Origin of the sequence: Curtobacterium sp. YR515 (genome assembly GCF_900113095.1) — a bacterium.
In the GTDB taxonomy this organism is placed as follows: Bacteria; Actinomycetota; Actinomycetes; order Actinomycetales; family Microbacteriaceae; genus Curtobacterium.
On sequence record NZ_FOOD01000001.1, the window covers coordinates 316662 to 329370 of the forward strand.

General features: G+C 72.2%; 11 protein-coding genes. 7 read left to right on the forward strand and 4 right to left on the reverse strand.

What is annotated here, in order from left to right:
- Nucleotides 1-58: 58 nt before the first annotated feature.
- From BM028_RS01520 to BM028_RS01550, 7 genes are all read left to right on the forward strand, one after another.
- A complete protein-coding gene (locus BM028_RS01520; protein ID WP_092384138.1) occupies nucleotides 59-1108 on the forward strand; it encodes a zinc-binding dehydrogenase in 1050 nt (349 codons plus the stop codon).
- 91 nt (nucleotides 1109-1199) lie between these two features.
- Entirely contained in the window at nucleotides 1200-2441 is a 1242-nt protein-coding gene (locus BM028_RS01525) for an ROK family transcriptional regulator (protein ID WP_092384140.1), read from the forward strand.
- A 158-nt stretch (nucleotides 2442-2599) separates the two neighbouring features.
- Nucleotides 2600-3958: an extracellular solute-binding protein gene (locus tag BM028_RS01530; RefSeq protein WP_092384142.1), complete on the forward strand. Its 1359-nt coding sequence runs from the start codon at nucleotides 2600-2602 to the stop codon at nucleotides 3956-3958.
- Nucleotides 3959-3960: 2 nt separating this feature from the next.
- Complete coding sequence (locus BM028_RS01535) at nucleotides 3961-5007, forward strand: carbohydrate ABC transporter permease (RefSeq protein ID WP_217637349.1); 1047 nt, start codon at nucleotides 3961-3963, stop codon at nucleotides 5005-5007.
- Nucleotides 5007-5900 (forward strand): carbohydrate ABC transporter permease, encoded by an 894-nt coding sequence (locus tag BM028_RS01540; RefSeq protein WP_071295012.1) that lies wholly within the window; start codon nucleotides 5007-5009, stop codon nucleotides 5898-5900. Before BM028_RS01535 ends, BM028_RS01540 begins: the two co-directional genes overlap by 1 nt.
- Nucleotides 5901-5907: 7 nt before the next feature.
- The gene (locus BM028_RS01545; protein WP_071295011.1) at nucleotides 5908-7212 is read left to right on the forward strand and encodes a 6-phospho-beta-glucosidase; all 1305 of its coding nucleotides are present in this window, start codon (nucleotides 5908-5910) and stop codon (nucleotides 7210-7212) included.
- Nucleotides 7200-8300 (forward strand): N-acetylglucosamine kinase, encoded by a 1101-nt coding sequence (locus BM028_RS01550; RefSeq protein ID WP_254789352.1) that lies wholly within the window; start codon nucleotides 7200-7202, stop codon nucleotides 8298-8300. Before BM028_RS01545 ends, BM028_RS01550 begins: the two co-directional genes overlap by 13 nt.
- A gap of 400 nt (nucleotides 8301-8700) precedes the next feature.
- Here the strand turns inward: BM028_RS01550 and gap are convergent, their stop codons facing one another.
- The 4 genes from gap to BM028_RS01570 all read right to left on the reverse strand — a co-directional run bounded on the left by gap (nucleotide 8701) and on the right by BM028_RS01570 (nucleotide 12702).
- On the reverse strand, nucleotides 8701-9705 hold the full coding sequence (gap, locus tag BM028_RS01555) for a type I glyceraldehyde-3-phosphate dehydrogenase (RefSeq protein WP_092384144.1): 1005 nt from the start codon (nucleotides 9703-9705) through the stop codon (nucleotides 8701-8703).
- 108 nt (nucleotides 9706-9813) lie between these two features.
- A complete protein-coding gene (locus BM028_RS01560) occupies nucleotides 9814-10764 on the reverse strand; it encodes a GlxA family transcriptional regulator (protein ID WP_092384146.1) in 951 nt (316 codons plus the stop codon).
- A 28-nt stretch (nucleotides 10765-10792) separates the two neighbouring features.
- Nucleotides 10793-11515, reverse strand: coding sequence for a methyltransferase domain-containing protein (locus tag BM028_RS01565; protein ID WP_083295014.1), 723 nt, complete (start codon nucleotides 11513-11515; stop codon nucleotides 10793-10795).
- Nucleotides 11512-12702, reverse strand: coding sequence for a type III polyketide synthase (locus BM028_RS01570; protein ID WP_092384148.1), 1191 nt, complete (start codon nucleotides 12700-12702; stop codon nucleotides 11512-11514). Before BM028_RS01570 ends, BM028_RS01565 begins: the two co-directional genes overlap by 4 nt.
- Nucleotides 12703-12709: the final 7 nt, after the last annotated feature.

Here is a 12709-nt window from a genome sequence, read left to right on the forward strand (position 1 = left end):
CGGGCCCGGACGACGTCGACCGGCCGCACACCCCACCATCTCGACGGAAGGCACACCCTTGCGCGCTGCGATCATCCACGCCCCGAACGACATCCGTGTCGAGGACCGCGACCAGCCCGACCTCATCACGCCGAAGGACGTCGTGGTCAAGGTCGTCGCGGCGTGCGTGTGCGGGTCGGACCTCTGGCCGTACCGGGGCGTCACGCCGACGAAGCAGCCGCGTCCGATCGGCCGTGAGCTCGTCGGCGAGGTCGTCGCGGTGGGCGACGCCGTCACGGACCTGCACGTCGGCGACTTCGTCATCTCCCCCTTCACCATGAACGACGGCACGTGCCAGGCCTGCCGCCACGGCATGACGACCGGTTGCGACCACCTGTCCGGCTTCGGCGGGAAGGACGCGTACGGCGACCCGGTCGGCGGCGCCCAGGCCGAGTACGTCCGCATCCCGGACGCCTCCGCGACCCTCGTCGCGGTGCCGGGCCCGGTCGACCCGGTGCTCGTCCCCTCGCTGCTGACCCTGTCGGACGTCTTCTCCACCGGGCACCACGCCGCGGTGTCGGCAGCCGTGGGCCCGGGCCAGACGGTCGTCGTGGTGGGCGACGGCGCGGTCGGGCTGTCCGCCGTCCTCGCCTCGAAGCGGCTCGGTGCCGAGCGGATCATCGCGATGAGCCGGCACGCCGACCGACAGGCGCTCGCGCGCGAGTTCGGCGCGACGGACGTCGTCGAGGCGCGTGGCGAGGAGGGCGTCGCGGCGATCCGCGAGCTGCTCGACGGCGACCTGGCCGACTGCGCGGTGGAGGCCGTGGGCACCGAGGAGAGCATGGACCAGGCACTGCACTCGGTCCGCCCGGGTGGCAACCTCGGCTTCGTCGGGGTCCCGCACGGGGTGCCGACGATCGGCACGCGGTACCTCTTCGACACGAACATCACCGTCGCGGGCGGCATGGCCCCGGCGCGCACGTACATCCCCGAGCTGCTGCCGGACGTGCTCTCGGGTGCGATCGAGCCGGGCCGCGTCTTCGACCTCGAGCTCCCGCTCGACGAGGCGGCGGAGGCGTACCGCGCGATGGACGAGCGTCGCGCGATCAAGGTGCTCCTGCGTCCGTAGGTCGCTCCGCACGTTTCGCGGAACGGAACGCGTGTTTCGAATCGGTAAACAAACCTTTCAGTAAAGAAGGTTGTCCGTTACAGTCCTCGACATGACCACTCGAGGACGCACCCCCGGCCAGCCCGGCCTCCTGCGTGTCCTCAACGACCGGGCAGCGCTCGAGCTCCTGCTCGACGACGGGCCGCTCACCCGCAACGAGATCGCCCAGCGCACCGGGCTCAGCAAGCCGACCGCGGCCGAGATCATCCGGCGGCTCGAGGCGGCGGCCCTCATCCGCGAAGCCGGCACCGCACCGCAGGCCGGTCGCCGGGGCCCGAGCGCGGTGGTGTACGAAGCGATCACCGACCGCGACCTCGGCGTGGCGGTCGACGTCCAGCTCGTCGACGTCCGGAGCACCGTGGTGGACGCCGCGGGCCGGACCTTCCCGGTCGCGACCCACACGATGTCCCCGGCCGAGATGCGCGCGCCCGGTGCCGACATCGTCGCCGCCGCGATCTCCCGGGCCGCGGCGGCCGCGGGCGTCGACCCGGACCTCGTCACCGCGGTGAGCATCGGGGTCCAGGCGAGTGTCGACCACGCGACCGACACCCTCATCTTCACCGACGGCCTGCCCGGCTGGCCCCGGGACCGTGTCGCCGCGACGCTCTCCGCCGCACTCGGGGTCCGCGTCGTCATCGAGAACGACGCCAACCTCGCGGCGATCGCCGAACGGAACATGGGCGCCGGACGGACCCCCGGGTCGTTCGCCCTGTTCTGGATGGCCGAGGGCCTCGGCATGGCGCTCGACCTCGGCGGCCACCTGCACACCGGCGCGTCCGGTGCCGCCGGCGAGATCGGCTACCTCGGCGTGCCCGCAGACGCACGCTCCATCGACCCGACGGCCACGATCGTCGCGGACCTCATCTCCGAGTCCGCGATCATCGCCCTCGCCGCCGAACACGGGATCACGGCACCGGACGGCACCGCTGCCGACTGGCGCCAGGTGCTCCCGCAGCTGCCCGGACTCCCCGAGCAGCACCCGTTCACCACCGCCCTCGGCGAGCGCGTCGGGCACAACGTGCTCCCCGCCCTCGCTGTCGCCGATCCCGAGACGGTCGTGCTGCACGGCCCGACCGGGATCGCGGGCGGACCCGCCCTGGCCGCCGCCGTGACCGCCTGGCTCCGGACCCGCACGCGCTGGTCCACCGCCGTCGTGGCCCCCGGCGTCCCCGACACCCCCGTCCTGCACGGTGCGCGGCACGTCCTCATCGACGTCGTCCGCACCGCGCTCGCGGACCGGCTCGAGCGCATCAGCGACGATGTGCCCGCACCGGACCCGGCCGAGCGCCCCTGACCAGCACCACCCCACCCGCACCACTCGAGGCACCATCACCCGGCCCTGTCCCAGGGCTCTTCGGCGCGCCCGGTGACGACGTCGCACGCCCGGATCCGTCCGGCGTGCGGCACCGCGACCGCACCGCGTCGGAGCGAGACCAGAGAGCGAGTACCGCAGTGTCCCTCCCCCAACCGAACGTCCCGCACCGCCGGACGTTCCGCCGCATCGTCACCGCCACGGCCGTCGCCGCCGTGGGCGCCCTCGTCGTCGCGGGCTGCAGCTCCGGCAGCAGCGCCGACTCGATCGAGAAGAGCGCACCGAAGGACCTCAAGGGCACCGTGTCCCTGTGGCACTTCTTCACCGGGCGCGAAGCCGGCGTCGTGAAGAGCGCCGTCGCCGGCTTCGAGAAGGAGAACCCCGGCGTCACGGTCGACATCCACGCTGGCCAGGACGACGAGAAGCTCCAGAAGGCGATCTCGTCCGGCCAGAACATCGACGTGGGCCTGTCGTACTCGACCGCCATCGTGGGCAGCTTCTGCTCCTCGGGCGCCTTCCGCGACCTGTCGCCGTACATCAAGCGTGACAAGGTCGACCTGTCGGACATCCCGAAGGCCGTGCAGTCGTACACGCAGTACAAGGGCACGCGCTGCACCCTGCCGGCCCTCGCCGACGTCAGTGCGCTCATGTACAACAAGCCGCTGCTCGCGAAGGCGGGCATCACGACCCCGCCGAAGACGCTCGACGAGCTCAAGGCCGACGCCCTGAAGTTGACGACCTACAACGCCGACGGGTCGATCAAGCAGCTCGGCTTCAACCCGCTCATCGACTTCTACGAGAACTCCCCCGAGCACTGGGCCCCGATGGTCGACGGCTCGTGGCTCGACGCGAAGGGCAACAGCGTGATCGGCACGTCCGACGCCTGGAAGAAGCTCATCACCTGGCAGAAGGGCTTCGTCGACGAGATCGGCTACGACAAGCTCAAGGCCTTCACCTCGGGGCTCGGCCAGGAGTTCGCCGCCGACAACGCGTTCCAGACCGGTCAGGTCGCGATGCAGATCGACGGCGAGTACCGGACCGCCTTCATCAAGGACCAGAAGCCGGACCTCGACTACGGCACCGCACCGACCCCGGTGATGGACGGCCTCGGCAACTACGGATCGACCTACATCGCGGGCAACGTGGCGGGCATCGCGAAGGGGTCGAAGCACCCCGAGCTGGCCTGGGCGCTGCTGAAGTACCTCTCCACGAACACCGACGCGCAGGTCACGATGGGCAACGGGCTCAAGAACATCCCGACGCTCACCTCGGCCCTCGAGTCGCCGAAGCTCGAGGTCGACGAGAACTACAAGACCTTCGTCGACGTCGCCGGCGACAAGGACACGATGACCTCGCCGGGTACCGCGGACGGCGCCGCCTACATCGGCACCTTCACGAAGTTCTGGCAGGCGTACCAGCAGAACGGCGGCGACCTCGACGCGAAGCTCAAGAAGCTCGACTCGGACATCGACAACGCCAACCAGCTGGCTGGTCCGTGACCATGACCGACGTCACCACCCCTGAGACCGGCAGCCTGGAGGCGCGGCCCACCCGCGCCTCCCGGCCGCCGGCGAGCGCCGGGTCGCGTTCGACGGCCCCCGGGAGCCGGCCACGTCGGCGCCGCTCCGCCGAGTCCCGCCGTCGCCTGGTCGCGCTGACGATGCTCGCCCCGGCCCTGGCGGGCCTCGTGATCTTCTTCGCGTACCCGCTCGTCGCGTCGATCTTCTACTCGTTCACGCGCTACAACCAGCTGCAGGAACCCGAGTTCGTCGGGCTGCTGAACTACCGGTTCCTCTTCACCCAGGACCCGCAGATCGGCCCCGCGGTCGTGAACACGCTGTGGTTCGTGGTCATCCTCGTGCCGGTCCGGATCGTCTGCGGGCTGCTCGTGGCGGGACTGCTCAGCCGCGCGAAGACGGCGACCGGGTTCTGGCGGACGCTGTTCTACCTGCCCGCCCTGGTGCCTCCCGTCGCGAGCGTCGTCGCGTTCGTCTTCCTGTTCAACCCCGGCACCGGCCCCGTGAACCAGATCCTGCGGGTGTTCGGCATCGACGGCCCGCTCTGGTTCAACGACCCCGCGTGGTCGAAGCCCTCGCTCGTGATCATGGGCGTCTGGGTGATGGGCGACATCATGATCATCTTCCTGGCGTCGCTCCTCGACGTGCCGCGCGACCTGTACGAGGCCGCGTCGCTCGACGGGGCGAACGGCGTCCAGCAGGTGCGGCACATCACGCTGCCGACGATCGCGCCGGTCATCGGGTTCGCCGCCGTCACCGGGGTGATCGCGGCCCTGCAGTACTTCACCGAGGCCGCCGTCGCGTCGGGCGTCGCCAGCGGCAAGGCCACGATCGGCGGAGGCACCGCGGCGCAGCTCGGCTACCCGGGCACCTCGCTGCTCACCTACACCGAGCTGCTCTACCAGCACGGGTTCGCCAACTTCCAGTTCGGCTACGCGTCCGCGATGGCCGTGGTGCTGTTCGTGGTCACCGCCGTGGTGCTCGTCCTCACGATGCGCCGCATCTCCGTCTTCAGACCCGAGGAGTCCTGATGACCGCCGTGTCCCAGTCCCCGCTCGCCAGGGCTCCCCGCGGTGCGGCGTCCGGCTCCGCCCGCGGTCCGCGCCGCAGCCTGCTGGTCTGGATCGCCGAGCACGCCGCACTCGTCGCGCTCGGCGTCCTGACCATCGCGCCGATCGTGTTCGTCATCCTGACGTCGCTGATGTCGAGCAACCAGGCACTCACCGCGTCGATCGTGCCGCGCCCGTTCGACTTCTCGAACTACGGCCGCGTGTTCACCGAACTGCCGCTCGTGCAGTGGTTCGGCAACTCGTCGATGTACGCCGTGCTCGCCACCGCGTTCATGCTCGTCAGCTCGGTCCCGGCGGCGTACGCGCTCGCCCAGATCAAGTTCCGTGGCGCGAACCTGATCTTCACCGTGATCATCGTCGCGATGCTCCTGCCCCCGCAGGTCACCGCGGTGCCGGTCTACGTGATGTGGTCCGAGCTGCACCTCACCGGCACGCTCTGGCCGCTCATCCTGCCGAACCTGCTCGGCGACGCGTTCAGCATCTTCCTGCTCCGTCAGTTCTTCATGACGATCCCGAAGGAGTACGGGGACGCCGCTCGCATGGACGGATGCAGCGAGTGGGGCGTGCTGTGGCGCGTGGTCGTCCCCATGGCCCGCCCGGGCATCGCGTCGGCGGCGATCTTCATGTTCTTCCACTCGTGGAACGACTACTACGGCCCGCTCCTGTACGCCTCCGAGAACCAGGCCGCCTGGCCGGTGGCGTACGGGCTCGCCACGTTCCGCGGCCAACACGGCACCGACTGGTCGATGACGATGGCGATGACCGTCGTCGTCATGGTGCCCGTCGTCATCATCTTCTTCTTCGCACAGAAGGCATTCGTCGAGGGCATCGCGCTCACCGGCGTGAAGGGATAGCACCACAGTGAAACTCGCAGTCATCGGTGGCGGATCCACCTACACCCCCGAACTCGTGGACGGCTTCGCCCGGCTCCGCGATCAGCTGCCCATCGACGAGCTGTGGCTCGTCGACCCCGACCCCGTCCGGCGCGAACTCGTCGGCGGTGTCGCGAAGCGGATGTTCGCCCACGCCGGCCACCCGGGCACGATCCACGTCACGGACGACGTCGTCGCCGGGGTCTCGGACGCCGACGCCGTCATGTTCCAGCTCCGGATCGGCGGGCAGGCCGCCCGGCACCAGGACGAGACCTGGCCGCACGAGGCCTGCTGCATCGGGCAGGAGACCACCGGGCCCGGCGGGTTCGCGAAGGCGCTCCGCACCGTGCCGGTCGTGCTCGAGTACGCGTCGCTCGTCAAGCGGTACGCCAAGCCGGACGCGTGGATCGTCGACTTCACGAACCCGGTGGGCATCGTCACCCGTGCACTGCTCGAAGCGGGGCACCGGGCCGTCGGGCTCTGCAACGTGGCGATCGGGTTCCAGCGGCGCTTCGCGAAGGAGTTCGACGTCGCACCGTCGGCCGTCCGGCTCGACCACGTCGGTCTGAACCACCTGACGTGGGAGCGCGGCGTCCACGTGACGGACGGCTCCGGTGAGCGCGACGTCCTGTCCGACCTGCTCCGTGCCGACACCGGTGCCCTCGACCGGATGGCGGAGAGCGTGCACATGCCGGCCGACCTCATCCGGCTGCAGCACGCCGTGCCCTCGTACTACCTGCGCTACTTCTACAGCCACGACGTCGTGCTCGAGGAACAGCTGCACGCACCCACCCGTGCCGAGGCCGTCATGGAGACCGAGCGGGCCCTGCTCGCGAAGTACGCGGACGAGTCCGTCGTGACGAAGCCCGCCGAGCTCGAGCAGCGCGGCGGCGCCTACTACTCCGAGGCGGCGATCGACGTGCTCTCCTCGATCCTCGGCGACCGCGGTGACGTGCAGGTCCTCAACGTGCGCAACGACGGCACGTTCCCGTTCCTCCCCGACGACCACGTGATCGAGGTCCCGGCCCGGGTCACCCGTGCGGCGATCACACCGTTGCCCGTCGCGCCACTCGACGCCGACATGGTCGGACTCGTGTCGCACGTCGCCGGGTACGAACGCCTCGCCCTCGACGCCGCCGTGCACGGAGGCCGCGACCGCGTGCTCCGCGCGATGTGGGCGCACCCGCTCGTCGGGCAGGTCGACAAGGCCGAACGGCTCACCGACCTGCTCCTGGCCGCGAACGCGGAGCACCTGCCGTGGACGCGATCGGAGCAGCTGACGTGGGCGGGCTGAACGGAGCCGGAGGGTCCGGGAGCGGTGTCGGCACCGCCCGAGCGACCCGCCCGCCCGCACCCGTCCCGCCGGCGCCGAGCGACGTCGTCCTGGCCGTCGACGGTGGCGGCAGCAAGACGGACGTCGTCGCGATCGCACTCGACGGTTCGATCGTCGGGCACGCACGGGGCCCCGGCTCGAACCCGCAGACCCGCGGGTGGGACGTCGCCGGGCCGATCCTCGACGACGTCCGGGCGCGGGTCGTCGGCGACCTCGGCGACCGTCGGATCCGGACGACGCACGTGTACCTGGCCGGGCTCGACCTGCACGACGAACTCGTCGCGGCGACCGAGGCGCTCGCGCACTGGGAGACCGACGGCGGCGCGCCGCACGTCCTCGACAACGACCTGTTCGCACTGCTGCGGGCGGGGACGCTGTCGCCGGACGCCGCCGCGGTCGTCTGCGGCACGGGCATCAACGCGCTCGCGGTCCGGGCCGACGGCACCACCGCACGGTTCCCCGCCATCGGTGACGTCTCCGGCGACTGGGGCGGCGGCGCGTACCTCGGCAGCCGTGCGCTGTGGCACGCAGCCCGCGCAGACGACGGTCGCGGACCGGCGACGGCCCTGGTCACGGCCGTCCCGGCGGCACTGGGCCTCCGCAGCGTCCGCGAGGTGACCGAGGCCATCCACTTCGGCCGCCTCGACCAGCGGGTGTTCAACCGGCTGTGCCCGGTGCTGTTCGAGGTCGCCGGCGCGGGTGACGCCGTGGCCGCCGGCGTCGTCGCGCGGCAGGCCGAGGAGATCATCCTGCTCGCCGCGGTCGCGCTCGAGCGTCTCGGTCTCGGTGGTTCGGCCGCGAGCCCGGTGCCCGTGGTCCTCGGCGGCGGTGTGCTCGCAGCGCGGGATCCCCTGCTCGTCGAGGGCGTCGTCGACGGCCTCGCTGCCCGGGTGCCCGGAGCGGTGCCGACGTGGGTGACCGATCCTCCCGTGCTCGGGGCGGGGTTGGCGGCACTGGAGTCCGTCGGGGCCGACGACGACGCGCTCGACCGCTACCGGCAGGCCGTGCGCTCCCGCGCCTTCGCGAGCACCACGGCGCTGATCCGCTGACGCGGCGCACGCGCCGCGCGCGGGCCGCGCGGCGCCCGCGCACGCGCCCGCGCCCGCCGCGCCCGCGCACGCGCCCGCGAAAGCGACAGTGTGCCGCACGACGATCGCAGCACACTGTCGCTCCAGCGGCAGCATCATCGCGCGCACTTTGTGCGCTGTCGCTTCCGCGGCACGACCCACACCGCGCCCGGAACGCACCCACACACGGACGGGAGGCGCGGTGCCAGCCCGCACCGCGCCTCCCGTCCGACCGTGCTCGCGCCCATCCCGTGCTCGCGCGCCCCGAGACTCGGCAGGGCGGACGAGATGCGGGCCGCCGGGCCGCGAAACTGTCCGCCGAGCCGAGACTCGGCGAGACCGCCGCGCGGGGCGCGCCGCGCGCCGCGCCGCGCGCGCCGCGCTACGCGCGCGCCAGCAGCCCCAGCATGTCGACCACCCGGTTCGAGAACCCCCACTCGTTGTCGTACCAGGCGACCACCTTCACGTGCCGCCCCTCGTCGACACGGGTGAGCAGCGAGTCGAACACGCTCGACTCCGGCCGCCCCGTGATGTCCGTCGACACGAGCGGGTCCGCCGTGAACGCCAGCACCCCCGCGAGCGGCCCCGCGGCGGCAGCACGGTAGGCCTCGTTGACCTCCTCGACGGTGACGTCCCGCGACACCACGGTGTTCAGCTCGACGATCGACCCCACCGGCACCGGCACCCGGATCGCGTCACCCGACAGCTTGCCGTCGAGCCGCGGCAGCACGAGCCCGATGGCCTTGGCCGCGCCGGTCGACGTCGGCACGATGTTCACCCCGGCGGCACGCGCCCGACGCAGGTCGCGGTGCGGACCGTCCTGCAGGTTCTGCTCCTGCGTGTAGGCGTGCACGGTCGTCATGAACCCGTGCTCGATGCCCGCGAGGTCGTCGAGCACCGACGCCAGCGGCGCGAGCGCGTTCGTCGTGCACGAGGCGTTCGAGACGACGGTGTGCACCGCCGGGTCGTACACGTCGGAGTTCACGCCGTACGCGATGGTGGCGTCCGCGCCGGTGGCGGGCGCGCTGATGAGGACGCGGCGGGCTCCCGCGGTCAGGTGTCCCGCCGCTGCGTCGCGCGCGGTGAACCGGCCGGTCGACTCGAGCACGACCTCGACGCCGAGGTCGCCCCACGGGAGCTCCGACGGCTCGCGCGACGCGAGGACGCGGATGCGCCGTCCGTCGATGACGAGGGTGTCCCCGTCGACCTCGACGGTCCCGGCGAACGGGCCGAGCGCGGAGTCGTACCGGAACAGGTGGGCGAGCGTCTCGGGTGCGGTGAGGTCGTTGACGGCGACGACCTCGAGGTCGTCGCCTCCCCGGGCGAGGAGCGCGCGGAGGGTGTTGCGGCCGATGCGGCCGAAGCCGTTGATCGCGATGCGGGTCATGTGGACTTCCTTTCGTTCCGCGGTCCATGCTCACGGCCCGGGAGGCGCGGCTCCAGTGGCTGGGAAGCCAGCGTTCGAAAGGATGTCGCCACCACTGCGGCGACGCGGTCAGTCCTGGAAGGTCCGCCGGTACTCGGTCGGCGAGGTCCCGAGGATCCGACGGAAGTGCGTCCGCAGGTTGGCGTCCGACCCGAGCCCCGCCCGCTCGGCGACCTGGTCGACGGCGAGGTCCGAGCGCTCGAGCAGCTCCCGTGCGAGGTCGACCCGAGCCCGGAGCACCCACTGCATCGGCGTGTACCCGGTGTCCTCGACGAAGCGCCGCGAGAACGTCCGCGGCGAGACCGTCGCGTTCCGGGCGAGGACCTCGAGCGTCAGCGGGTCGGCGAGGTGCCGGAGCGCCCACTCCCGCGTCTCGGCGAAGACGTCTCCGAGGGGCTCGGGCATGCTCCGCGGGACGTACTGCGCCTGCCCGCCGCTCCGGTACGGGGCACTCACGAGCCGCCGTGCGACGTGGTTCGACAGCCCGACCCCGTGGTCCTGCCGGACGATGTGCAGGCACAGGTCGATCCCGCTCGCCGCTCCCGCACTCGTCAGGACCGACCCGGCGTCGACGAACAGCACGTCCTCGTCCACGTCGACCTCGGGGTACCGGTCGCGGAGCACCCGCGTGTAGTGCCAGTGCGTGGTCGCACGGCGGCCGTCGAGCAGTCCGGCGGCGGCCAGGGCGAACGCCCCGGTGGAGATCGCCGCGATCCGGACGCCCCGCTCGTGCGCCTGCCCGAGCGCCGCCACCACGTCGGCCGGCGGTGGCGTGTCCGCGGGGAACCGGTACCCGGGCACGAAGACCGTCTCGGCCCACTCGAGGGCGTCCAGCCCGTGGTCGACCGCGTACGCGAGGCCGTCTCCCCCGGTGATGCGTCCCACGCGGGGGCCGCACACCCGGACCTCGTACGGCATGCTCGGGCGGTTCGAGAAGACCTGCGCCGGGATCCCGACGTCGAGCGGCTTCGCCCCGTCGAGCACGAGGACCGCAACGCGGTGCAGGTGGGGCGTGGCCATGCAGCGACGCTAGCGCCCTCCGGGGACGTCAGGCGTCGCGGATCGCGAGGACCCGGTGCGGTGCCGCCCGCTCCGCCCGCCACCCGGAGGGCAGGACGTCCTGGAGTTCCGGCAGCGTGAAGCTCCGCCGGATCGAGCGCAACCCGTCGACCCGCACGAAGGTGCCGGCCGCGACCAGCGTCGAACCGACCGCGTACGCCCGGTAGGCCGAGCGCGACCGCCGGATGTCCGAGTGCAGGCTGCGGCTCGTCGCCAGCTGTTCGGAGTCCGCGAGGAACCCGCGCCGCTCCTCGTCGCCGAGGTGGTGCAGCACGTGGTTCGACACGACGACGTCGAACCGCTCCCCCGCGGCGATGAGCTCGGCGCTCGACTGCTGTCGGAAGGTGACACCACGCGGGGTGGAGCGGGTCGCCGCGTCGATCGCCCGCGCGTCCGGGTCGGCCCCGACGACCTCGACGTCGAACCCGTCGGCGGCAGCCCACCGGACGAGCGCCCGCGCGAGGTCGCCGCCGCCGCACCCGAGGTCGAGCACGCGTCCCCGCCCGTTCGCGGGGAGTGCCGGCGCGACGTGCGTCCGCCACGCGGAGCGCCAGCCGCTCACGAGTGCGTTCACCACGGCGAAGCGTCGGAACGTCCGCGCGAGCGCGCGCGGGTCGCAGTCCGGGTCGTCCATGAGTTCGTGGAGGTCCAGTGCGCGCGTGGTCAGATCGACGGCCGGGAGGCGCGGGTCGATCCCCTCGGTGCGGCTCACGAGACGCCCGTGGTCGCCGTTTCGACCGCATGGTCTCGGGCTGCTGCCGTCGCCGCCTTGGCCGGTTCGTCCTGCTCGCGGGTCGGGATCGACGGTCGCAAGCTGCCGACGGCGGTGAGTCGGGCGGCCTCGACCGTCAGGCCCGGCCCGAACGCGAGCGCGATGACGGGGGCACCGTCGTCGATGCCGTCGTCGAGCACCTGGCGGAGCACGAAGAGCACGGTGGCACTCGAGACGTTCCCGTGGTCGCGGAGTACGGCGCGGCTCGCCGAGAGGGCGGCGTCCGGCAGCCCGAGGGCGACCTGCGTCCGGTCGAGGATCGCGCGGCCGCCCGGGTGCACGGCCCAGGTCGGAACGTCGACGGCAGCGGAGCCCACGGCGGACAGCAGCGGTGCGACGGCCTCGGCGACCGTGGCGCCGACGAGCTTCGGGACGGCCGTGCTGAGCACCATCTCGAAGCCCTCGTCGCCGATGTTCCACGCCATCTCGGACGCACCCTCGGGCACGACCGTCGTCGCGAAGTCGTCCAGGCGGAGTCCGGCACCCTCGGCGGTGACCACGGCGGCCGCCGCACCGTCCCCGAAGACGCTGTTGGCGACGATCTGGTCCGGGTCGTCGCTCGCCCGGACGTGCAGCGTGCAGAGCTCGGCGCAGACGACGAGCACCACGGCGGACGGCACGGACTCGGCGAACGCCGCAGCGATGCGGAGCGCCGGGAACGCCGCGCAGCACCCCATGAACCCGATGTGCTGGCGGAAGACCGTGCGGGGGATGCCGAGTTCGGTGACGACGTCGAGGTCCGGGCCGGGCTGGGTGAACCCGGTGCACGAGACGGTCACCACGTGGGTGATCGATTGGGGTGTCACACCCGCGCGGTCCACGGCGTCGCGGGCGGCCGCCACGAACAGGGCCGGGGCGAGCTCACGGTACCGGTCGTTCCGGGTGCCGGTCGACGGGGACCGCAGCACGCCGTGGTCGTCGCGGAAGGCACCGGACGGCCGCGTGCTGTCGAGTTCCTCGAGCACCGTGTGCCGGTGCTCGACGGCGGAGGCGTCGAACGCGGCGGGGACGAGCCGCCTGCCGAGCCGGCCCAGGTCGGGCTGCGAGGCGAAGAGGTCGCGCACCGCAGCCTGCTCGAGTGTCGTCTCGGGGACGGCGGTACCGATGGCGCGGATCGTTGCGGACACGACTCAT